Below are 20,738 nucleotides of genomic sequence, written 5' to 3' on the forward strand. Positions count from 1 at the left end.
TTAACCGCGAGATGGCACGTCGCGGCAATGTTTTAGGTAAACACTGCCGCGACGCGCCATCTCGGCGGTCTGCGCCTAGCTGGAGCTCTTGTCTGCGGTCTTATCGAAGTAGTCGGCGCCGCCGACGTACTCGGTGTGGCCCGTCTCGACGTCGGCGGTGGCCATCTTGGCGACCTCCGCGGCAAATTCCTTGACTGAGTAAAGCTTGCCAGCTTCGGCACGGCGGGCCTCGATGGCGCCGGGGTTGGACCGGTCGAGCAGGGTGGCCGTGACGGTGCCCTCGATCATGTCGCCGGAGACCACCACGAGCGAGATCCCCTTGTCCGCCAATGCCGGAACCAGCGCGCGGAGTGCGTCCTCGCCGGCACGCTTGCTGCGGGCCACGGGCTCGTAGTCGGGCATCGTGGGCACCGTGTCGATGAAGTGGGCCTGGTGGCTGGTCACGAAGACCACGCGCGAGCCTTCGGGCATGAGCGCCACGGCGGCGTTGAGCATGTTCACCTGGGCGTCACGGTTCAGCTTCAGCGCGTAGCCCTCTTCCATCCCGGTCTCCATGCCGCCGGAGGCGTTGAGGACCAGGAGGTCAAGCGAGCCGAAGTTCTCCATGGCGGCGCTGGCCAGGGCCTGGACGCCTTCCTGGGTGGTTAGGTCCGCCCCGACGGCCGCAGCACGGCCGCCGTCGGCTTCGATCTCCGCGACAACCTTGTTGGCGCGCGGCGCCTTCTGGCGGTAGTTCACGACGACGGCCGCGCCTTCGCCAGCCAGAATCTTGGCGACGTCGGCGCCGATTCCGCGCGACGAACCGGTCACGATCGCAGTCTTGTTATCCAGCAGTCCCATACGAGCTCCTTTTGTTCCAAACGTCAAAACACTGTGGGTCTGCCATCCATCATGCCAGCGGATCGCACCATTGCAGTTGTTCAGCATCAACAAAGAAGCCCCGGCGGTGTAGTTCCGACGCGTCATGGCCGGAGCGCGCTGGCGGTTGGTCAGCTGCGGTCGATCCGGATCTTCTTGGTAGTTTCCCCCGTCACTACCTCGGGAGCCGGTGCGCGGACTTCCAGGACACCGTCCTTGTACGTGGCGGTGATATCTTCTTCCTTCGCCCCTGCGGGCAGCGCAATGCTGCGGGCGGACCGGCCGTAACGGAACTCCGAGCGGTAGCCGGCCTTGCTTTTGTGCTCGGACGCTTCCTGCCGCTGCACCGCGATATGAAGCATGCCCTCGCTGACCGAGACGTCGACGTCCTGGTCGGGGTCGATCCCCGGCACTTCCGCCCGAACCACCAGGGTGCTGCCCTCTTGGAACTGTTCGATCTTGATCCCTGGCGCTATGGACAGATCACCGTCAAGGAAGCGCCGGACCGGTTCCAGCATGTCCGAGGGCGTCCACTTGCTGAGATCACTCATGATTTTCCTCCTGCGCTCACGCCCCTGCCGTGGCATGGTCGGGGGCTGTGAGCCCATTACACGCTCCCGGCGTTCCGGTGCCAAGGGCAAAAAGGCCCGGCGCGGCAGACAGCGGACGACGTCGGATACCGCCGTCGGCCGCTGTCCGCCGCGTCCGGCGTTGCCGGGGCTAGTGGCCCATTCCGAGGCCGCCGTCGACCGGAATGACCGCGCCCGAAATGTAGGACGCCTCGTCGCTGGCGATCCAGCGAACCACGTTGGCGACCTCGGAGGCCTCGGCGAAGCGGCCGGCGGGAACCTTGGTCAGGTAGTCCTTCTGCGTGGCTTCGGGCAGCTCGGCCGTCATGTCCGTGTTGATGAAGCCGGGCGCGACCACGTTCGCGGTGATCCCGCGCGCGCCGAGCTCGCGGGTGAGCGACCGGGCGATGCCCACCAGGCCTGCCTTCGAGGCAGAGTAGTTGATCTGGCCCGGCGCGCCGTATAGGCCGGAGACGGAGGAAATGAGCACCACGCGGCCCTTGCGCGCCCGGATCATGCCCTTGGAGGCGCGCTTGATGACCCGGAAGGCGCCCGTGAGGTTCGTGTCGATCACCGAGGTGAAGTCGTCTTCGCTCATGCGCATCAGGAGGGTGTCCTTGGTGATGCCGGCGTTGGCTACGAGTACTTCCACAGGACCGTGGGCGGCTTCGACTTCCGCGAACGCAGCGTCGACCGAAGCTTCGTCGGTGACGTCCGCCTTGACGCCGAGGATGCCCTCGGGCAGCGACGAGGCGCTGCGGAAAGTCACTGCTACCTTGTCGCCGTTGGCCAGGAAAGACTCGGCGATGGCCAAGCCGATCCCCCGGTTTCCGCCGGTGATCAGAACGCTGCGGCCGGTGGTGGGTGTGTCAGACATATGGGGCTCCGGGTTCTGCGGCAGGGAGGGCCGCGCTGGGGGCTGGATTTTTCCTGCCTCCGATCTTAGCGCCCGGTTCGCATCCGTTTGGGCGGCTCCGCCGATGGTGAGAGAATCTAAGTAAGCCTTGGGAGCGTGATCTGACAGCCGTGACACTCAAAAACCGACCCGGTGCGCATGTGCCCGGGAGGCCGGACGCCGAGTCCGGCGGTACCGAGGTGCACAGCATCACCGACGCCGCCGCTGCGCACTCAGACGAGATGCGCGAACGGATGATCAAGTACGCCGTCGCCATGGGCATCCGCATGGTCTGCCTGATCCTGATTTTTGTCGTGGATGGCTGGTTCAAGCTCATCCCGGTGCTTGGGGCCGTCTTCCTGCCCTGGGTTGCGGTAGTGATCGCCAACGGCAGCGACAAAGCGGAAATCCATAGTGATTCCCTGCTGGACTACGTTCCGCTCGCCGAGCTGGATGCCCCGGCCCCCACGGGCGCGGCCGAGGCTTACCCGGCCGACGGCGATGACGGCTCGGGGACGCTGCTGGAAGGCGAGCTGATCGATGATGAGAACGATGACGATGACGACCACGGACGGGCAGCTTCATGAACCTCTTTGACCTGGCCGGGCACGGTGGCGGCACCGCCGCGGGCCCCGGCACCGTCTGCTCACGGAAGGCCTGCCGCGCGGCGGCGGAATGGCAGCTGCTGTGGAACAACCCTAAGATCCACACCCCGGAGCGGCGCAAGATCTGGCTGGCGTGCGGTGAGCACCGCGCCTGGCTTGAAGACTACCTCCAGACGCGCGGACTGTGGAAAGAGACCGTGGCCCTCAGCGCAGAAATAGCCCCCCTTTCCGCAGGGACAGCCCCCCTCGACCCGTCAGGCAGGATCGGCTGAATGTACCGCTTTCTCTTCTCCAGTAAGTGGCTGGGGTACTTGTTGCTGGCCGCGATCTTCGCCGCCGGCTGCGTTGGCCTGGGCCGATGGCAGATGGACCGTCGCGCCGAAACCCTGGCCGAGATCAACCGGGTGGTCTCCAACTATTCCGCCGACGCCGTGCCCTTCGCCGATGTCCGGGACCAGTTCAGCCGGCTGAACCCGGAGCGCGAGTGGACCCAGGTGGAACTCAGGGGCAGCTACGACGTCGCCGGCCAGCGCATCGTCCGCAACCGCCCGCTCAACGGCCAGCCCGGCTACGAGGTGGTGGTTCCGTTCAAGCTCGAGTCCGGCGAAACCGTGGTGATTGACCGCGGCTGGCTGCCCATCGGCAACAACACCCCGGGCCGGCCCGACTCCGTGCCTGCGCCGCCGCAGGGTCCGGTAACAGTGGTTGCCCGCCTCAAGCCGTCGGAGCCCGAGCTGCAGCGCGGCGCCCCTGACGGCCAACTGGCCTCGATCGACCTCGCCGCCTATTCCGCGCAGCTGGGCTATCCGCTGCTCACGGGCGCATACGGGCAGCTGGCCTCCGAGTCGCCGTCGGTGCAGGACATGCCGTTCCCGTTCCCCAAGCCGTCCACCGATGAAGGCACGCACCTGTCCTACTCGCTGCAGTGGTTCGCATTCGGCGTGCTGATGTTCGTCGGGTTCGGCTACGCCGCCCGGCAGCAGGCCCGCAACGCCGCGATTGACGCGGAGGACGCAGAAGCCGAGGCTGCCGAAGGCGTGTACCTGCACTCCAGCGGCCCGGCCGTGCGGCGCCGTCCCGTTCCGCGCAAGCGCAGGAACGCGACGGCGGAAGAAGAGGAAGACGCCATCCTCGACGCCCAGGGGTTCTGAGCGGTGAGCCCTGATGCCTTCCCCGGACCGGTGGCTAACGTCAAACGCGCCCTCACCGCCCTGGGCGCCAAAGACACGGTGACAGTGTTCGATTCAAAAGTCCCGACGGCGGCCGCAGCGGCCGCGGCGCTCGGCTGCGACGTCGCGGCGATCACCAACAGCCTGGTGCTCGACCTTGGGGGCGCTCCACTGCTGATCCTGGCCAGCGGCGCTGCCAAGGTGGACGTCCACAAGGTCGCCGAACAGCTGGGCTCGGGCAAGATCCGCCGCGCCTCCCCCGAGTTCGTCCTCGAACACACCGGCCAGGAAGTGGGCGGTTTAGCCCCGGTAGGCCACCCGGAGAAGATCCGGACCCTGTTGGACGAATCCCTGTCAGTCCACCGTGTGCTGTGGGCAGGAGCCGGAGACCACAACTCGATGTTCTCGATCGGCTACGAAGACCTCCAGCGGATCACGGGCGCAGAAGAGATGCCCGTCCGCTGATCCAGGTGACTCGCAGCTGTGGGCGGTCCTGAGCTCTGAAAACGGCCCCCGGATGCGGCGGGCCCCGCGCCCTACGCCAGCGTGATCAGGTCCAGGTAGTCTTCGTTCCAGTGGTCCTCGATGCCGTCGGGCAGCAGGACCACGCGCTCCGGGTTGAGCGCCTCGACGGCGCCCTCATCGTGGCTCACGAGGACCACGGCGCCGGTGTAGTTACTCAGGGCCCCGAGGATCTCGGCGCGGCTGGCAGGGTCGAGGTTGTTGGTGGGTTCGTCGAGGAGCAGCACGTTCGCACTTGAGGCCACAATGGTGGCCAGCGCCAGTCGGGTCTTCTCGCCGCCGGAAAGCACACCGGCGGGCTTGTCGACGTCGTCACCGGAGAACAGGAACGAGCCCAGAATGTTGCGTACTTCCGCGTCGTTCATGTCCGGGGCGGACGAGCGCATGTTCTGCAGGACCGTGCGGTCCACGTCGAGCGTCTCGTGCTCCTGGGCGTAGTAGCCCACTTTCAGGCCGTGGCCCGCAACGACTTCGCCGGTGTCCGGCTTGTCGACGCCGGCGAGCATGCGCAGCAAGGTGGTCTTGCCGGCGCCGTTGAGGCCCAGGATGACCACCTTGGAGCCGCGGTCGATCGCGAGGTCGACGTCGGTGAAGATCTCCAGCGAGCCGTAGGACTTGCTGAGGCCATCCGCGGTGAGCGGGGTCTTGCCGCAGGGTGACGGATCGGGGAAGCGCAGGGCTGCCACGCGGTCGGTCGCGCGCACGGCCTCGAGGCCGCCCAGCAGACGCTCGGCACGCTTGGCCATGTTCTGCGCGGCGACGGCCTTGGTGGCCTTGGCGCGCATCTTGTTGGCCTGGTCGATCAGGACCTGGGCCTTCTTCTCCGCGTTGGCGCGCTCACGCTTGCGGGCGCGCTCGTCCGTTTCGCGCTGGGTCAGGTAGCGCTTCCAGTCCATGTTGTAGAAGTCGATCTGGGCGCGGTTGGGATCCAGCAGGAAGACCTTGTTGACAGTCGCTTCGAGCAGTTCGGTGTCGTGGCTGATCACAATCAGCCCGCCCTGGTGGTTCTTGAGGAACTCACGGAGCCAGGAGATGGAATCGGCGTCGAGGTGGTTGGTGGGCTCATCCAGGAGCATGGTTTCGGCATCCGAGTACAGGATGCGCGCAAGCTCCACACGGCGCCGCTGTCCGCCGGACAGGGTCTTGAGCGGCTGGTTCAGCAGCCGGTCCGGCAGGGCAAGGTTCGAGCAGATTGCTGCCGCCTCGGCTTCGGCCGCATAGCCGCCGGCGGCCAGGAACTCTGATTCCAGCCGGTCATAGCGGTTCATCGCCTTGCGCTGGACCGCGGCGTCCTCGCTGGCCATTTCTTCGTGGGCCAGACGGAGCTTGCTCACGGCAATGTCCAGGCCGCGGACGGACAGGATACGGTCCCGGGCGAGCTGCTCCATGTCCGGCGTGCGCGGATCCTGCGGCAGGTAGCCGATTTCGCCGGTGCGGGTTACCTTGCCCGCGGCGGGCAGGCCCTCGCCCGCGAGGACCCGGGTCAGCGTTGTCTTGCCTGCACCGTTACGGCCGACCAGGCCGATCTTGTCTCCCTTGTCGATCCGGAAGCTCACCTGGTCCATGAGGAGGCGGGCGCCGGCGCGCAGTTCGAGATCCTGGACGGTAATCAATGCAGCTAAGGCCTTTCACAACAGGGAACGCCGCGGCACAACGGGTGGAGTCTGGGCGGGGCCGGGGCAGGGCGGTGCGAGAGCACGGCCTGTACAAGTCTACCGGCACGGCCCCTTCTCCCTGACATGGGCCCACATGGCAGCGGCCAGCCGCCGGCGCGATGCGGATGCAGGCGGCTGGCCGGGTTCATTGGCGACGCCCTCCAGCTTCCGGGCCGCCCCTTAGTGGGGCGCCTACAAAAAACCCGCCCCGCCGCGACCGTACAGTCGATATCACAAGTCCGATATCCGCAGCAGCATCCGACAGGAACGCCATGACGCAAACCGACCATCCCGCCATAGCCAGGACCCCGCGCCGCCGGAGCCGCTGGAATGCCACCGACCTTGGGCTCATCGCCGTCTTCGCCGCCCTTGTGGCGGGTTCGGCGCTGATCGCCGCCATTCCCGTGGGCGGGCTCGGCGTGCCCATCACGCTGCAGACCCTCGCCGTCATGCTCACGGGGCTGGCCCTCGGCCCGGCCCGCGCCTTCGCCGCCGTCGGCCTCTACCTGCTCCTGGGCTTCGCGGGCCTGCCGATCTTCAGCGGCGGCCGCAGCGGGCTGGGCGTCCTCGCCGGCCCCTCCGCCGGCTACATCATCGGGTTCCTGCTGGCCGCCACAGCGGTAGGCTGGCTGGCCGTCGTCGTGCTGGCCCGCACCGCCAACCGCACCGGCAAACTGCGTGGCATCCTCCTGTTCGCGGCCGCCATGGTGAGCAGCATCGTCTTCATCCACGGCCTGGGCATCCTGGGCATGATGGTCAACGCCAAGCTTGACTTCTCCAAAGCCTTCCTTGCCGATCTTGCGTTCTATCCCGGCGACATCATCAAGAACGTCCTGGCCGTCAGCATCGCCCTGGCCCTGCACAAAGCCTTCCCGGATCTGCTGCTCAGCCGAGTCCGGACGGCTGACACCCGCCCGTGAGCATCATCGTCCTGGACCGCGTGACGGTGCGGGTGTCGGTTGACGGCCGCCCCGCACCCAAGACGCTGCTCCAGGAACTTTCGCTGGACCTTACGGAACGGCGGATCGGCGTTATCGGGGCCAACGGCTCGGGCAAGTCCACCCTCCTGCGGCTCCTCAACGGGCTCGTGGCACCCAGCGAGGGCACGGTGCGGGTTGACGGCGCCGATACCGTCCGCGCGGTCCGGGAGGTCCGACGGCGCGTGGGCTTTGTCTTCACGGATCCGCTGTCCCAGCTCGTCATGCCCACCGGCCGCGAGGATGTGGAATTGTCCCTACGGCGATCGTTCCGCAACGCCACAGAGCGCCGGGCCCACGCGGAGTCAGTCCTGGAACGGTTCGGCCTGCTGCCGCTGGCGGACCAGAGCATCTACGAACTCTCTGGCGGCGAACGCCAGCTCCTGGCGCTCGCCGCGGTCCTGGCCGTCGATCCTGAGGTGCTGGTCCTCGACGAGCCGTCCACACTGCTGGATCTCCGCAACCGCGAACTCCTGCGACGCACGCTGGACGGACTCCGCCAGCAGGTGATTCTGTCCACCCACGACCTCGAGCTCGCCCGGGACATGGACCGCGTCCTGGTGGTGGACGACGGGAAGGTGGTGTTCGACGGCGAACCGGCGGCCGCCGTCGCGCACTACCGTGCCCTGAGTGCTGCGGGCCTGCCTGCAGCTGGCCGCGGAATGGCCGGGGGGCCTGCGGCCGGCGGGCTGGCGGGCGGCATGGCCGACGGGCTGGCGGGCGGCGGGCTTGAGCGGGCCGTGCCGGAGCAGGCCCGGCTGGAGCAGGCGTGAGCAGCCACGGATTCCTCCTGGCCGCGTATGCGCCGGGTTCGTCGCTGATCCACCGGGCGCCGCTGTGGCTGAAGTTCCTGCTGGTCGTTGGGTGCGGAATGGCGTCGTTCCTGATCGCCGACTGGGCCGTGTCCGCCGCCGTGCTGGCGCTGCTGTGCGGACTGTTCCTGCTCAGCGGGGCGGGTCCGGCCCGGCTGTTTCGCGCGGTGCGCCCGGTCCTTCCGGTACTCGCGGCGATCGGTCTCTTCCAGTGGTGGCAGCTGGGCGCACCGACCGCCGCGCGGATCGTACTGAACGTCCTGATCTGCGTTGTCGCGGCTTCAATCCTGACCGCCACCACCCCGGTGCAGGCGCTCCTTGACGGCGTGGCGTCCCTGGCCCGGCCGTTCCGCCGCTTCGGTGCGGACCCGGAACGCTTCGCCCTGACCATTGCCATCATGCTCCGCAGCATCCCGTTCGTTGCCGGGGCCTACATGGACGTGCGCGACTCCGCCCGGGCCCGCGGGCTCGAACGCAACCCGAGGGCTCTTGTGCTGCCCGTCTTTATCAGTACTGTGGCCTTCGCCCGGCAGACCGGGGAAGCCCTCGCTGCCCGTGGACTGGGTGAGCCGGAGGACCCGGAGGAATAGCCCCTCGGGTGCCCTCGCGCGGCCCGGCTGCCCTGTGCAGTTGGTCAGTGGACATGCCCTCCCTTGGCCGCAGCCAGTGGACATAGGGCCGCCATGCCCACTCCTCGTCCTCAAGAATGGGCATGTCCCAATCAGGGTGCCCGCGGAGTGGCTGCCCCGCGGGGTTGGCCAGTGGACATGCCCTCCCTTGGCCGCAGCCAGTGGACATAGGGCCGCCATGCCCGCTCCTCGTGCCCAAGAATGGGCATGTCCCGTCCCCAGCACAACGCACGGACATGTCCCTACTCCGGTGCCACGGCAGGGCATGCCCCGCACCCGGCAGATGGGCATGCCCTCCCCTGCCCGCAGCCAGTGGACATGTGGCCCATATGTCCACCGTGCGCGGCGAAGAATGGGCATGTCCCCCGGAGGATCAGGTGAGGCGCGAGTACCCCAGCAGCGCTGCCGTGCCCATGCCGCCGGCGATGCTGATCATTGCCAGGGCCAGCTGGCCCGGCTCCGCGGACCTGCGCGCCTGTGCCAGAAGCCGTGTGACAAGCACCGCACCCGAGGCTCCATAGGCGTGACCGAGAGCCAGCGCCCCGCCGTCGAGGTTGGCCTGTTCCGGGTCAATCCCCAATTGGTCAAAGCAAGCGAGCGTCTGGGCGGCGAAGGCCTCATTGAACTCCACGAGGCCCAGGTCCGCGGCCGTCAGGCCGTGTGCCACGAGGAGCCGTTCGGCTGCTGCGGCCGCGCCGATGCCCAGGAGCTGCGGCGCCACCCCGGCGGTGTCGGTTCCCAGCACCAGCAACCCGTCCGCCGCGCCCAGCTGACGGGCACGTTCCGTGGACGTAATGACCACGGCGGCCGCGCCGTCGGCGTCAAAGCACGAGTTCCCGGCCGTCACCGTGCCGCCGCTGGCAAACACGGGCGGGAATCGGGCCATCAGGGCCGGGCCAAGACTGGGCCGTGGACCGTCGTCGGCTTCAGCGGCCACCCCGGGGCCCGCAGCGAGGGGAACAATCTCGCCGCCGAACTTTCCGGCAGCGGCGGCGGCCAGGGCACGGTGGTGGCTGCGGAGCGCGAAGGCGTCCTGGCGTTCCCGGCTGATGCCGAAGTGGGCGGCGACGTTCTCGGCCGCCACTCCCATGTCGGGATCGCCGAGGCTGAGGGGTGCGAACTGGGCCCGGCTGTAATAGTCCGGGCTGCCGTCGTCGTTGCGGTGGGCCCGGAGCGGAGCCGTGCTGATGCTCTCCACGCCGCCTGCAAGGTACAGGCTGCCGCCGCCCGCCGCGACCAGCCGGGAGGCCAGGACGATCGCGTCCAGACCGGAGCCGCATTGCCGGTCCACCGTGACGCCGGGGACGGTGACGGGCAGGCCGGCCTCCAGCGCGGCGAGTCGGGCTACGTTTCCGCCGCCGCCCACGGCGTTGCCGATCACGACGTCGGTCACGGACTCCGGCGCGAGGCCGGGGCCGACGCCCGCGTCGGCGAGCAGGCTGCGGAGTACCGGAGCCAGGAGTTCGTGGGCGCGCAGCTTCTTCAGGGCCCCGTTGGCCCGGCAGAGCGGCGTACGGCGCGCGGCGATGATCACCGGCTGCCGGTCCTCCGGCAGCCGCCGGGGCAATGACGGTCCGGGGAAGGGCAGCCCGAGCGGAGCCGGCCCCGTGCCCGCGCGGGGCTCAGCCAAGGCGCCGGATCCTGGGATCGTTCCGGGCTATCCAGTCGAGCAGCAGCTGCCGGCTGATCTTGCCCCGGTCCGTCAGGGGCAGCTCCGTCAGCGCGAAGTACTCCAGGGGGCGCTTGTTCCGTGCCAGCACGTCGTCGATCCCGGACCTCAGCTGCGTGGCGGTGACCGCCCCGTGCGAGGGCACCACGCCGGCCACGACGCGCTGGCCGCGAAGATCATCGGTCATGCCAGCTGCCACGGCCGCCGCGACGCCGGGGACGGAGGCCAGCGCCATCTCGACCTCGTGCGGGTAGACGTTAGTGGCGGCGGTGATGATCATGTCGGAGCGGCGGCCCAGCATGTGCAGGGTCCCGCCGGAGAGGTACCCCTGGTCGCCCACGGTGTACCAGCCGTCGAAACAGCGCAGGGCCTGGCCGTCGTCACCCCACAGGTAGCCGTTGCTGACCATGCCGCTGCGGACGCAGATGTTGCCGTCGCTGCCGTCGGGGAGTTCGGTGCCGCGATCGTCCAGGATGCGGATGTCGACGCCGGGAAACGGCTTCCCAATGCCGGTCCCGCCCGGCTCAGCGGGGTCACCCGGACGCAGCCCGGCGCCCGAGACGAAGCTGAGTTCGGACGCGCCGTAGTATTCGAAAATGGTGGCGTTGGGTGCCCAGCGACGGGCCGCTTCCAGTGTCCGTGCGTCCAGCTTGGAACCGGCGCAGATGATGCTGCGGATGCCGGAGGCATCGACCCCGCCGGCCAGGCCGCGTTCGCTGAGCAGCCGGAGCATGGTGGGCACCAGGACCAGGCGGGTGATGCCGTCGTGGCTGACGGCAGCGTGGGCGGCGCCGACGTCGAAATGGTCCAGGCTGTGGAACTCCGCGCCGGCGTACAGGCATTCGGCGAGGGCATAGAGGTTCAGGCTTGCCGCGAGCGGGCCGGGGGCCAGGGTTTTGTCGTCCTGCGTCAGCCCGAAGAATTCAATGGAGGCCTCAAAGGACTCCTGCCAGGACCGTCGCGAGCGGGTGAACGCCTTGGGCACCGAGGTGGTGCCGGAGGTCAGGCCGATCAGGAAGGAGGTGTCTGCCGGCCCGTCAACAAGCCCAGTGCCCAGCCCGGTCCCCTGCCACGCCGGCAGCGCCGAGCCCGGGTCCCCACGGCCCGGATCCGCAAGGCCCGGGTCCGCACGGCCCGTTTCCATCCCGGAGATGCGGGCGGTGATGCTGTCCTGCAGTTGCTGCGGCCAGGCCGGGTCCAACACGGCGCACTGCCGCTGACCAGCGACGGCCGCCGCGAACGCTACGGCGAAGCGGGTTGAATTTTGTTCGGAGAGCACGGTGATGGCAGGCGCCGTTTGCACCAGCGCCGCTGCCTGGTCCCGCAGACCGGACCAGCTGAGGTGCTCTCCGGCCACGACGACGGCTGTTTCGTCGGGACGGTCGTCGGCCCAGCGCTGGAGTCTGTCGAGAAAAGGCATCGAACCAACTTTACCGTTGCCGGACGCCCCAGCGGCTTGTGCGGGATATTGTGACTCCATGAGCTTTAACGACAACGCCCCGCTGGATCCGTCACAGGTCCAGGATCGCCGCGGAATGGGCCGCGGCCCGATGATCGGCGGCGGGATCGGCGGCGGCATCATCCTGCTGCTGGCAGCCCTCTTCGGCATCAATCCCCAGCTTCTCGAGGGCCTGGCCGGCACCGTCCAGGATCCCCAGTCGCAGAGCCAGGGCTCTGCCCCCGCCTGCCAGACCGGCGCCGACGCCGACGCCCGCCTCGACTGCAGGATTACCGGCACGGTCAACAGCCTGAACGCGTTCTGGCCGGCCTATCTGGCCCAGTACAACACGAAATACCCGCGGCCCGACGCCGTAATCTTCACCGGCGGAACCAATACGGGCTGTGGCGCCGCCACCTCTGACGTAGGACCGTTCTACTGTCCCGTCGACACGACGGCGTACTTCGACCCCGGCTTCTTCCAGGAGCTCGTGGACCGGTTCGGCTCGTCCGGCGGGCCGCTGGCCCAGGAGTATGTGGTGGCCCACGAATTCGGCCACCACATCCAGAACGTGCTCGGAGACCTCGACCGTGCTCAGCAGGATCCCCAGGGCCCCGGCTCCGGGGGTGTCCGGGTTGAGCTGCAGGCCGACTGCTACGCGGGGCTGTGGGCCCACTACGCGACGACGCAGCCGGACCCCAAGACCGGCCAGCCCTACCTCGAACCCTTCACGGACCAGGACATCCGGGATGCCCTGTCGGCTGCCTCGGCCGTGGGCGACGACCGCATCCAGAAGGCCGCGACTGGCCGCGTTTCACCGGAGGCATGGACCCACGGGTCAAGTGCCCAGCGGCAGAAGTGGTTCTACCAGGGCTACACCACCGGGGACATCAACAAGTGCGACACGTTTGCGGTGGCAACCCCGTAGTCCCACCCCTGTGGTACCAAAGCCCCGGCCCCATCCGCCGGGGCCTCATCCGCGCCGCGGCCGGCGCCGGATCGGGACTTCGACGTAGCTGAGGAATCCGGCGTGGCCCAGGTGCCGGTGCTTCGGGTGCCATACCGGGCGGTATTCGTGCCCGAACGGGTCGGTCACCAGGACTGCCTCCAGCCGGTCGTTCCCGGCCAGGAGGCGGTCGACGTCGGCAAGTGCGTTGCGCCGCGTCGCTAGCCCGTCGATGTCCAGGCTCCAGAGCCCCAGCTCAGCATCCGTTCCGCGTTCCAGCTGCAGGGTCTCGAACAGTCCGGCGACGAGCCCGGCGAGCCCGGCCGTGTCGGCGCGTTGCAGCCGGTGCCCCTCCGGATGAACGTCGCGGGCATCGGCCAGGGCCTGGCGAAGCCAATGGAATTCCACGGACCCCAGGGGCGGCCCCATGCGCAGGTGGCGGTTCTCGTCCAGCTCGAGCCGGTACGTGGTGGCGCTGCGGTCAATGATGCACGGAGCCTCGCCGACATATTCAAAGTCGGCCAGGAGGGCATCCCGGGAGCGGTAGTAGGAGAACTCGCCGCTGTCCTCAACGACCACAAAGTCCCCGCCCGCGCCGGACGGCCGTGGTGGTGGGGTGGCATCCATTCCGGTGTGCCTCCTGTTCGACAGTGTGCCCGGTCCGAAGCCTGCGGCCCTGTGGATTGGTTGTCTTTATCAGACCACCGCCGGGGCGATAAGGGAACGGCCATCAGGGAACGCCGGATGGGACGACGACGACGACGGCGGCCCCGCCTCGGTGAGGTGGGGCCGCCGTCGTCGTAATTAGGGGCCTCCGCCGCCGAGGGTTCCCTGGCCGAGCGAAGCGAGGCTAGGGAGGCGGTGGGGACCTAGATGTTGAAGCCCAGGGCGCGCATCTGGTCGCGGCCGTCCTCGGTGATCCGTTCCGGACCCCATGGCGGCATCCACACCCAGTTGAGCCGCCATTCATCGACGACCCCGTCCAGGGCCTTGCCGACCTGCTCCTCGATGACATCGGTGAGCGGGCAGGCGGCGGTGGTGAGCGTCATGTCGATCAGCAGGGCGCCGTCGTCGTCTGAGTACTTCAGACCGTACAGCAGGCCCAGATCAACGATGTTGACCCCGAGTTCCGGGTCGATCACATCCTTGAGCGCCTCTTCGACATCCTCGAGGCCCGTGCGGGCCACATTGAGTTCGGTCATCGCGGAGTCCTAACTACGCCTGGGCTGCAGCCGAGGCGGCAGCGATGGTGGCCGCCCCTGCGCCGGTGGCGTAGCGGTCGTAGCCTTCGTCTTCGAGGCGGTCGGCGAGCTCCGGGCCGCCCTCTTCCACAACCTGGCCATCGACGAACACGTGCACGAAGTCCGGCTTGATGTAGCGCAGGATCCGGGTGTAGTGCGTGATGAGCAGGGTGCCCATGTTGCCTTCGCCGTGGGCGCGGTTGACGCCCTCGGAGACAACCTTCAGCGCGTCGACGTCGAGGCCGGAGTCGGTCTCGTCGAGGATGGCGAACTTCGGCTTGAAGAGCTCCAGCTGGAGGATCTCGACGCGCTTCTTCTCGCCGCCGGAGAAGCCTTCGTTGACGTTGCGCTGGGTGAAGTCGGCGTCGATGCGCAGCTGCGCCATGGCCTCTTTGACGTCCTTGGTCCAGGTGCGCAGCTTGGGCGCTTCGCCGTCGATCGCGGTCTTGGCGGTGCGCAGGAAGTTGGTCATGCTGACGCCCGGGACCTCCACCGGGTACTGCATGGCAAGGAAAAGGCCGGCGCGGGCGCGCTCGTCAACGGTCATCGCGAGGACGTCCTCACCGTCGAGCGTGATGGTGCCGGAGGTGACGTTGTAACGCGGGTGCCCGGCGATGGTGGACGCCAGCGTGGACTTGCCGGAACCGTTCGGGCCCATGATGGCATGCGTCTCGCCGGTCCTGATGGTCAGGCTGACGCCCTTCAGGATTTCCTTGGTGCCCTGCTCGGTGTCAATGCTGACGTGCAGGTCCTTGATCTCAAGAGTCGACATATGTCTTGTTCTCCTCTGCACCGTGCCCTCCGGCACTGTGCGTTTTCTTGGCGATAAGTTTTCTTGTGCGAGTTGCCGGCTGCAGGCAGCTAGCTGAAGTTTGGAGCCTCGGCGCCGTTCAGGACGTTGGTGAAGTCCACGTAGACCTCGTCATCCAGGACGGTCACGGCAAACACGGGAACAGGATCATAGGCTGGCAGCTGGAGCGGCTCGCCGGTGCGCAGGTCGAACTGGGAACCGTGGCCCCAGCACTCGATCTTGCAGCCTTCAACCTCTCCTTCGGAGAGAGAGATGTCCGCGTGCGAGCAGGTGTCGCCGATCGCGTGGATCTCCCCCATCGAGTCCTTCACGATCGCTACGGGGTAGTCGTCGATCAGGATCCGCAGCGCCTGCTTGAGTTGGATCTCGCTGGCGTTGCAGACTAGTTCGCCCTTTGGCTGTTCAGTCATTGATGTGTTCCGTGTTCTCTAGTGCTGCGCACTAGTGGTTCGTTGCCGCGAGTTCGCGCTCGACGGCTTCCGTGAGGCGCTCTTCGATGGCCGGAACGTTGATCTTCTGGATGATCTCGTTCAGGAACCCGCGGACCACCAGGCGGCGGGCCACGTCTTCAGGGATGCCACGGGCCATCAGGTAGAACAGGTGCTGGTCGTCGAACCGTCCGGTGGCGCTGGCGTGTCCGGCGCCGGCGATCAGGCCGGTTTCGATCTCAAGGTTCGGCACGGAATCGGCGCGGGCGCCGTCGGTCAGGACCAGGTTGCGGTTGGCCTCGTAGGTGTCGGTGCCTTCTGCTTCCTTGCGGATCAGAACGTCACCCACCCACACGGTGTGCGCGTTACGGCCCTGCAGGGCGCCCTTGTACAGGACGTTGGACTTGCAGTTGGCCACGGCGTGGTCCACGAACAGGCGCTGCTCGAGGTGCTGGCCGGCGTCGGCGAAGTACAGGCCAAACAGTTCCACTTCGGCGCCCGGGGCGGTGAAGCGGGCCGAGGGCGTGACGCGCACGAGGTCGCCGCCGAGGCTGACAACAATGTGCTTGAATTTGGCGTCGCGGCCGAGCTTGACCTGCTGGGAGGAGGCGTGCACGGCGTCGTCGTTCCATTCCTGGAGCGAGATGACGGTCAGCTGCGCGCCGTCCTCAACGAGGATTTCGACGTTTTCCGAGACGACGGCGGTGCCCTGGTGGTCCAGGACGACGACCGACTTGGAGAACTTTTCCGCGACGATCACGATGTGCTGTGCGGAAGCCTCGGTGCCCTGCCCGGTCAGCAGGACGCTGACCTCGCCGTCCACCTGGACCTCGGACGGGACGGTGATGACGGTGGCCTCGGCGAAGTTCTCCCAGGCGTTCGCGGAGACGCGGTCCTCGGGGATGGCGGCGGAGCCGATCCGGCGGTCGTCGCGGCCGACGGTCTCAACCCTGACGCTGTCCGGAGCGGTGATGCTCACGGCCGGCGCGGCACCGCCCAGGACCTCGGTGTGCAGGCCGCGGAGGCGCTTGAGCGGGGTGAACCGCCAGTCTTCTTCCATGCCGGTCAGCGGCTTGAAATCCGCCAGCTTGTAGGAGGTCAGGCGGCCGGCGCGTGAGCTGTCCGGAATGCCGACGCCGCCGCCGTGCGAGTGGCGCTTGACGGCTTCGCCGGCCAGCGGCGCTTTGGACTCCGCTGCGTTCAGGGGTGAAAGGCTTTCGCCTTCCTCGGTGAAACCGTTGATGAACGGCTGGGCTGAGGGCGCGCCGATGCGGGCCTTTTCAGTAGTGATGTCAGTCATTAACCGACCGATCCTTCCATCTGCAGTTCAATCAGTCGGTTTAGCTCGAGGGCGTATTCCATCGGCAGTTCGCGGGCAATCGGCTCGATGAAGCCGCGGACGATCATCGCCATGGCCTCGTCTTCGCGCATGCCGCGGGACATCAGGTAGAACAGCTGCTCTTCGCTGACGCGCGAGACCGTGGCCTCGTGGCCCATGGTGACGTCGTCCTCGCGGATGTCGATGTACGGGTAGGTGTCCGAGCGGCTGATGGTGTCCACCAGGAGGGCGTCACAGCGGACCGTGTTGGCCGAGTGCTTGGCGCCTTCGCGGACCTGGACCAGGCCGCGGTAGGCAGCGCGGCCGCCGCCGCGGGCCACGGACTTGGAGATGATCGAGCTCTTGGTGTTGGGCGCGATGTGGACCATCTTGGAGCCGGTGTCCTGGTGCTGGCCTTCGCCGGCGAACGCGATGGACAGGGTTTCGCCCTTGGCGCCTTCGCCCACGAGGTAGACGGCCGGGTACTTCATGGTGACCTTGGAGCCGATGTTGCCATCGATCCACTCCATCGTGGCGCCCTCTTCGCAGATGGCGCGCTTGGTCACCAGGTTGTACACGTTCGTGGACCAGTTCTGGATGGTCGTGTAGCGGACGCGGGCGCCCTTCTTCACGATGATTTCCACGACGGCGGAGTGCAGCGAGTCCGAGGTGTAGATCGGCGCGGTGCAGCCTTCGATGTAGTGGACGTAGGAGTCCTCGTCCGCGATGATCAGCGTGCGCTCGAACTGGCCCATGTTTTCCGTGTTGATGCGGAAGTAGGCCTGCAGCGGGATGTCCACGTGGACGCCCTTGGGCACGTACACGAAGGATCCGCCGGACCAGACGGCCGTGTTCAGCGAGGCGAACTTGTTGTCGCCCACCGGGATGATGGTGCCGAAGTACTCCTGGAAGATCTCCGGGTGTTCGCGCAGCGCGGTGTCTGTGTCCAGGAAGATGACGCCCTGCTGTTCCAGGTCCTCGCGGATCTGGTGGTAGACAACCTCAGACTCGTACTGGGCGGCGACGCCGGAGACGAGGCGGCTGCGCTCGGCTTCCGGGATGCCCAGCTTCTCGTACGTGTTCCGGATGTCCTCGGGGAGGTCTTCCCAGGTTGCGGCCTGCTTCTCGGTGGAGCGCACGAAGTACTTGATGTTGTCGAAGTCGATGCCGGACAGGTCCGCGCCCCAGGTGGGCATGGGCTTGCGGTCGAAGTACTTCAGGCCCTTGAGGCGGAGGTCCAGCATCCACTCTGGCTCGTTCTTCTTGGCCGAAATGTCGCGGACAACGTCTTCATCGATGCCGCGGCGGGCGTTGGCCCCGACGTCGTTCTTGTCGGCCCAGCCGTATTCATAGGTGCCGATTCCGTGGAGCTCGGGATTCTTTTCCAGAATCTCCGAAATCACAGTAGAGCCAGCAACCTTCTTCTCTGATAGTTGGTCCGTCATCACGGCCTTTCTTGGAGATGGTTGGATACTTCGTCCGGGTTGACCGGGGCTGCGGGACTGGAAGTCCCGACGGCGGCCGGACGGCCCGTAGGTATGTGGGTGGTGCAGACGTGCCCGCCGCGGGCCAGGGTGGAGAGCCGGCGCACATCGACGCCGACCAGCCGGGCGAACACTTCGGTCTCCACGTCGCAGAACACGGGGAACTGGGCCGCCAGGTGCTGGATGGGGCAGTGCCCCTGGCAGAGCTGGACGCTGGAGAGCGCGGCCGGCAGCGGCGCCTTGGCTTCGAGCGACTGCGCCGAGGCCACGAAACCGTCGCGGCTCAGCGCCTCGGAGAGAGCCTGGGCGCGGGCCGTGATGTCCGGTCCGGCCTGCTCGATCTCGGGTGCGTAGCGGCGCTCCATGTCGGCGAACCGCTCGACGGCGAACTGCCGCACCGCCTCGGGGCCGGCCGCCTCTTCCAGGCGGCGCAGCGCGACGGAGGCGATGTCGAGATAGTCGTTGCCCAGGGTCGACTGGCCCTGGGAGCTCAGGACGTAGCGGCGGGCGGGCCGTCCGGCGCCCGCACCGGCGCGGGCAACCCGCTTGACCTCAATCACTCCGCTGCGCGCGAGGTGGTCGAGGTGGCGGCGCACGGCAGCCGGGGTGAAGCCCAGGAGGTCGCCGAGTTCGGCTGCGCTGATGGGTCCATGCTCCAGCACCGCGTTCAGGACACGGTCACGCGTGCGCTCTTCAGCGTCGTGGGTGTGGCTGCCGGCGGCGGGAACGACGTCGGGAACGGCCGCCACGTGTGCCCGGGCGGACCCGACGCGCGCGGCGCCGCGCCCGGTCGGGGCTGCGGACGCAGAGGAGCTCATGGAATACACAACACAATCATGTCGTAATTTACTCCGGCATTCCAGTAAGGCATGGCTTGCCTGCGGGCCCGGCCCCTCCGGGGAGGCGACGTACTACATCGCGTAGAATGCTGTGGTGCGATCTCCCGAATCCCCCGTTCTGACCATCAACGGGCTTGTCAAGGATGTTGGTCCACTGCCCACCCTCGACGGCAAGATGCTGCGCGTGGTCAGCGGCCTTTCCCTCATTGCCGAACGCGGCCAGGTCACGGCCCTGCTCGGCGCCAACGGCGCCGGCAAAACCACCACCATTGAATGCGCCCAGGGGCTGCAAAAGCGTACTGCCGGCGCCATCAGCCTACTGGGCCAGGACCCGGATTCGGCCGGCGCCGGGCTTCGCGCCCGCGTGGGGGTCATGCTGCAGGACGGCGGCCTGCCACCGTCAGCCCGGCCCATCCCCCTGCTGCGGCACATTGCCGGCATGTACCAGGACCCGTGGCCGGTAGATGAGCTGATCGGACGGCTGGGGATTGACTCGTTCAGCCGCACCAATGTGCGGCGCCTGTCCGGTGGGCAGAAGCAGCGCCTCGCCCTGGCCGCGGCTCTGGTCGGCAATCCGGAGGTTCTGTTCCTCGACGAGCCGAGCGCGGGCCTGGACCCGCAGTCCCGACAAATGGTCTTCGACCTGATCTCCGAACTGCGCAACAGCGGCATGGGCATCATCCTCACGACGCACCTGATGGACGACGCCCAGCGCCTCGCGGACTATGTTTACATCATCGACGCCGGCCGCAACGTCGCCGAAGGAACGGTCGCCGAGCTCCTGCGGCACCAGCTGCCCGCCGGCGACGCATCCCAGCACATCCGCACCCTGCTGTTCGAAACCGAGCCCGGCCTGGACTTCACCGGCGTGCTGCCCGACGGCGTCGACATCACCGAGGCGCGGGCAGGCAGCTACGCCGCGACCGGCGCCCTGACCCCCGCCGACCTCGCCGCGATCACCGCATGGTGGGCCGTGCGCGGGATCATGCCCAGCTCCCTGAGCCTTGAAGCCCGCAGCCTCGAGGACGTCTTCCTGGACATCTCCGGAAGGGAGATCCGATGACCCGCGTAACAGGTGGCGCCCCGCTGGAGAGCGCACGACGCGGCAGCGCGCCCCAGACGGTCCATGGCAGCGCCCCGGCTTCCTTGCTGCGCCGCATCCTGCTGCAGGGGAAATACGAAACCATCACCATGCTCAGGAACGGCGAGCAGTTGATCCTCGCGATCGTGCTGCCGCTGCTGGCCATGGTCGGCCTAACCGTGACGCCACTGTTGGACGGACTCGGTTCGAGCCGCATCAACGTTGCCGTGCCCGGCATCCTGGCCCTATGCGCCATGTCCACTGCCTTCACGGGGCAGGGCATCTCCACCGGCTTCGACCGCCGCTACGGCGTCCTGCGCTTTCTTTCCACCACTCCCCTGGGCCGCACGGGACTGATTGCGGGGAAGGTCCTGGCCGTCCTGGCCGTGCTGTTCCTGCAGGTGCTGGTCGTGACGGCGGTGGCCCTCCTGCTCGGCTGGCAGCCCAACCCCGCGGGCTGGCTGCCCGGGATGGCCATCCTGGTCCTCGGGGCCGCCGCCTTCACGGCACTCGGGCTCCTGGTCGCCGGGACGGTCCGGCCGGAGGCAACCCTGGCCATCACCAACCTCCTCTGGATCCTCCTCGGCGCCCTGGGCGGGATCGTCATCCCGGCCGAACGGCTCCCTGCGCTGGCGCAGGCCGTGGTGCACTTCCTCCCCTCCGGCGCGCTGGGCCAGGCGCTGAGGGATGCTTTCCTGTACGGCAGCGTCAATGGTGCTTCCGTGCTTGTCCTGCTGCTCTGGACGGCGATCGCCGGCGGCGCGGCAACCCGTTGGTTCAAGTGGAATTGAG

The 20,738-nt window shown here is 67.7% G+C and carries 23 protein-coding genes; 10 read left to right on the forward strand and 13 right to left on the reverse strand.

The genetic code is table 11. The annotated features are described in order from the left end of the window. Positions 1-75: 75 nt before the first annotated feature. The 3 genes from LQV16_RS03785 to fabG form a co-directional block, all read right to left on the reverse strand. A complete protein-coding gene (locus LQV16_RS03785) occupies positions 76-840 on the reverse strand; it encodes an SDR family oxidoreductase (RefSeq protein WP_229992607.1) in 765 nt (254 codons plus the stop codon). Between the two features lie 149 nt (positions 841-989). Further along, positions 990-1,409 (reverse strand): Hsp20/alpha crystallin family protein, encoded by a 420-nt coding sequence (locus LQV16_RS03790; RefSeq protein ID WP_229992608.1) that lies wholly within the window; start codon positions 1,407-1,409, stop codon positions 990-992. A 169-nt stretch (positions 1,410-1,578) separates the two neighbouring features. Next, positions 1,579-2,304 (reverse strand): 3-oxoacyl-ACP reductase FabG, encoded by a 726-nt coding sequence (fabG, locus tag LQV16_RS03795; RefSeq protein WP_229992609.1) that lies wholly within the window; start codon positions 2,302-2,304, stop codon positions 1,579-1,581. 149 nt (positions 2,305-2,453) lie between these two features. Here fabG and LQV16_RS03800 point away from each other — a divergent pair, with 149 nt between their 5' ends. From LQV16_RS03800 to LQV16_RS03815, 4 genes are read left to right on the forward strand one after another with little or no spacing between them, the layout of a single operon-like run. Then, the gene (locus LQV16_RS03800) at positions 2,454-2,909 is read left to right on the forward strand and encodes a DUF3099 domain-containing protein (RefSeq protein ID WP_229992610.1); all 456 of its coding nucleotides are present in this window, start codon (positions 2,454-2,456) and stop codon (positions 2,907-2,909) included. Continuing rightward, positions 2,906-3,199 carry a hypothetical protein gene (locus LQV16_RS03805; protein ID WP_229992611.1) on the forward strand — a complete coding sequence of 98 codons (294 nt, stop codon included), beginning with the start codon at positions 2,906-2,908 and terminating at the stop codon, positions 3,197-3,199. Before LQV16_RS03800 ends, LQV16_RS03805 begins: the two co-directional genes overlap by 4 nt. Beyond that, positions 3,200-4,078, forward strand: a complete 879-nt coding sequence (locus tag LQV16_RS03810; protein ID WP_229992612.1) for an SURF1 family protein — start codon at positions 3,200-3,202, stop codon at positions 4,076-4,078. Between the two features lie 3 nt (positions 4,079-4,081). After that, the gene (locus LQV16_RS03815) at positions 4,082-4,561 is read left to right on the forward strand and encodes a YbaK/EbsC family protein (protein WP_229992613.1); all 480 of its coding nucleotides are present in this window, start codon (positions 4,082-4,084) and stop codon (positions 4,559-4,561) included. Between the two features lie 71 nt (positions 4,562-4,632). On the opposite strand, the gene LQV16_RS03820 is transcribed toward LQV16_RS03815, so the two are convergent. Beyond that, entirely contained in the window at positions 4,633-6,231 is a 1,599-nt protein-coding gene (locus LQV16_RS03820; RefSeq protein ID WP_229992614.1) for an ABC-F family ATP-binding cassette domain-containing protein, read from the reverse strand. Between the two features lie 314 nt (positions 6,232-6,545). On the opposite strand from LQV16_RS03820, the gene LQV16_RS03825 reads away from it, so the two are divergent. Genes LQV16_RS03825 through LQV16_RS03835 form a run of 3 tightly spaced genes read left to right on the forward strand, consistent with a single transcriptional unit; the run spans position 6,546 to position 8,652 of the window. After that, positions 6,546-7,193, forward strand: coding sequence for a biotin transporter BioY (locus LQV16_RS03825; RefSeq protein ID WP_229992615.1), 648 nt, complete (start codon positions 6,546-6,548; stop codon positions 7,191-7,193). After that, entirely contained in the window at positions 7,190-8,023 is an 834-nt protein-coding gene (locus LQV16_RS03830) for an ABC transporter ATP-binding protein (protein WP_229992616.1), read from the forward strand. The genes LQV16_RS03825 and LQV16_RS03830 overlap by 4 nt, the downstream gene beginning before the upstream one ends. Continuing rightward, entirely contained in the window at positions 8,020-8,652 is a 633-nt protein-coding gene (locus LQV16_RS03835; protein WP_229992617.1) for an energy-coupling factor transporter transmembrane protein EcfT, read from the forward strand. The genes LQV16_RS03830 and LQV16_RS03835 overlap by 4 nt, the downstream gene beginning before the upstream one ends. 412 nt (positions 8,653-9,064) lie before the next feature. On the opposite strand, the gene LQV16_RS03840 is transcribed toward LQV16_RS03835, so the two are convergent. Continuing rightward, complete coding sequence (locus tag LQV16_RS03840) at positions 9,065-10,279, reverse strand: thiolase family protein (protein WP_229992650.1); 1,215 nt, start codon at positions 10,277-10,279, stop codon at positions 9,065-9,067. Positions 10,280-10,313: 34 nt separating this feature from the next. Then, positions 10,314-11,780: an AMP-binding protein gene (locus LQV16_RS03845; RefSeq protein WP_229992618.1), complete on the reverse strand. Its 1,467-nt coding sequence runs from the start codon at positions 11,778-11,780 to the stop codon at positions 10,314-10,316. Between the two features lie 58 nt (positions 11,781-11,838). Between LQV16_RS03845 and LQV16_RS03850 the strand changes: the two genes are divergently transcribed. Continuing rightward, positions 11,839-12,726, forward strand: a complete 888-nt coding sequence (locus tag LQV16_RS03850) for a neutral zinc metallopeptidase (RefSeq protein ID WP_229992619.1) — start codon at positions 11,839-11,841, stop codon at positions 12,724-12,726. Positions 12,727-12,771: 45 nt separating this feature from the next. Here the strand turns inward: LQV16_RS03850 and LQV16_RS03855 are convergent, their stop codons facing one another. From LQV16_RS03855 to LQV16_RS03885, 7 genes are all read right to left on the reverse strand, one after another. Continuing rightward, positions 12,772-13,371, reverse strand: coding sequence for a hypothetical protein (locus LQV16_RS03855; RefSeq protein WP_229992620.1), 600 nt, complete (start codon positions 13,369-13,371; stop codon positions 12,772-12,774). Positions 13,372-13,613: 242 nt separating this feature from the next. Beyond that, positions 13,614-13,946 (reverse strand): metal-sulfur cluster assembly factor, encoded by a 333-nt coding sequence (locus LQV16_RS03860; protein ID WP_056434018.1) that lies wholly within the window; start codon positions 13,944-13,946, stop codon positions 13,614-13,616. Between the two features lie 13 nt (positions 13,947-13,959). Next, the gene (gene sufC / locus LQV16_RS03865) at positions 13,960-14,757 is read right to left on the reverse strand and encodes a Fe-S cluster assembly ATPase SufC (protein ID WP_229992621.1); all 798 of its coding nucleotides are present in this window, start codon (positions 14,755-14,757) and stop codon (positions 13,960-13,962) included. A gap of 89 nt (positions 14,758-14,846) precedes the next feature. After that, the gene (locus LQV16_RS03870) at positions 14,847-15,206 is read right to left on the reverse strand and encodes a non-heme iron oxygenase ferredoxin subunit (protein WP_090577778.1); all 360 of its coding nucleotides are present in this window, start codon (positions 15,204-15,206) and stop codon (positions 14,847-14,849) included. A gap of 31 nt (positions 15,207-15,237) precedes the next feature. Continuing rightward, positions 15,238-16,524 carry a Fe-S cluster assembly protein SufD gene (gene sufD / locus LQV16_RS03875; protein WP_229992622.1) on the reverse strand — a complete coding sequence of 429 codons (1,287 nt, stop codon included), beginning with the start codon at positions 16,522-16,524 and terminating at the stop codon, positions 15,238-15,240. After that, positions 16,524-17,987: a Fe-S cluster assembly protein SufB gene (gene sufB / locus LQV16_RS03880; protein WP_229992623.1), complete on the reverse strand. Its 1,464-nt coding sequence runs from the start codon at positions 17,985-17,987 to the stop codon at positions 16,524-16,526. The genes sufD and sufB overlap by 1 nt, the downstream gene beginning before the upstream one ends. Then, on the reverse strand, positions 17,987-18,844 hold the full coding sequence (locus tag LQV16_RS03885; RefSeq protein ID WP_229992624.1) for a winged helix-turn-helix transcriptional regulator: 858 nt from the start codon (positions 18,842-18,844) through the stop codon (positions 17,987-17,989). Before LQV16_RS03885 ends, sufB begins: the two co-directional genes overlap by 1 nt. Before the next feature lie 115 nt (positions 18,845-18,959). Here LQV16_RS03885 and LQV16_RS03890 point away from each other — a divergent pair, with 115 nt between their 5' ends. Continuing rightward, a complete protein-coding gene (locus LQV16_RS03890) occupies positions 18,960-19,928 on the forward strand; it encodes an ABC transporter ATP-binding protein (RefSeq protein WP_229992625.1) in 969 nt (322 codons plus the stop codon). Continuing rightward, complete coding sequence (locus LQV16_RS03895) at positions 19,925-20,737, forward strand: ABC transporter permease (RefSeq protein ID WP_229992626.1); 813 nt, start codon at positions 19,925-19,927, stop codon at positions 20,735-20,737. Before LQV16_RS03890 ends, LQV16_RS03895 begins: the two co-directional genes overlap by 4 nt. The last annotated feature ends 1 nt before the right edge of the window (position 20,738 follow it).

It is taken from the genome of Arthrobacter sp. Bi26 (assembly GCF_918697925.1).
Classification (GTDB): Bacteria; Actinomycetota; Actinomycetes; order Actinomycetales; family Micrococcaceae; genus Arthrobacter.

Bases quoted from the DNA above. Each gene is read 5' to 3' on its own strand.
- LQV16_RS03785 (WP_229992607.1), bottom strand. From the start codon at position 840: ATGGGACTGCTGGATAACAAGACTGCGATCGTGACCGGTTCGTCGCGC.
- LQV16_RS03790 (WP_229992608.1), bottom strand. From the start codon at position 1,409: ATGAGTGATCTCAGCAAGTGGACGCCCTCGGACATGCTGGAACCGGTC.
- fabG (WP_229992609.1), bottom strand. From the start codon at position 2,304: ATGTCTGACACACCCACCACCGGCCGCAGCGTTCTGATCACCGGCGGA.
- LQV16_RS03805 (WP_229992611.1), top strand. From the start codon at position 2,906: ATGAACCTCTTTGACCTGGCCGGGCACGGTGGCGGCACCGCCGCGGGC.
- LQV16_RS03810 (WP_229992612.1), top strand. From the start codon at position 3,200: ATGTACCGCTTTCTCTTCTCCAGTAAGTGGCTGGGGTACTTGTTGCTG.
- LQV16_RS03825 (WP_229992615.1), top strand. From the start codon at position 6,546: ATGACGCAAACCGACCATCCCGCCATAGCCAGGACCCCGCGCCGCCGG.
- LQV16_RS03845 (WP_229992618.1), bottom strand. From the start codon at position 11,780: ATGCCTTTTCTCGACAGACTCCAGCGCTGGGCCGACGACCGTCCCGAC.
- LQV16_RS03850 (WP_229992619.1), top strand. From the start codon at position 11,839: ATGAGCTTTAACGACAACGCCCCGCTGGATCCGTCACAGGTCCAGGAT.
- LQV16_RS03855 (WP_229992620.1), bottom strand. From the start codon at position 13,371: ATGGATGCCACCCCACCACCACGGCCGTCCGGCGCGGGCGGGGACTTT.
- LQV16_RS03860 (WP_056434018.1), bottom strand. From the start codon at position 13,946: ATGACCGAACTCAATGTGGCCCGCACGGGCCTCGAGGATGTCGAAGAG.
- sufC (WP_229992621.1), bottom strand. From the start codon at position 14,757: ATGTCGACTCTTGAGATCAAGGACCTGCACGTCAGCATTGACACCGAG.
- LQV16_RS03870 (WP_090577778.1), bottom strand. From the start codon at position 15,206: ATGACTGAACAGCCAAAGGGCGAACTAGTCTGCAACGCCAGCGAGATC.
- sufD (WP_229992622.1), bottom strand. From the start codon at position 16,524: ATGACTGACATCACTACTGAAAAGGCCCGCATCGGCGCGCCCTCAGCC.
- sufB (WP_229992623.1), bottom strand. From the start codon at position 17,987: ATGACGGACCAACTATCAGAGAAGAAGGTTGCTGGCTCTACTGTGATT.
- LQV16_RS03885 (WP_229992624.1), bottom strand. From the start codon at position 18,844: ATGAGCTCCTCTGCGTCCGCAGCCCCGACCGGGCGCGGCGCCGCGCGC.
- LQV16_RS03895 (WP_229992626.1), top strand. From the start codon at position 19,925: ATGACCCGCGTAACAGGTGGCGCCCCGCTGGAGAGCGCACGACGCGGC.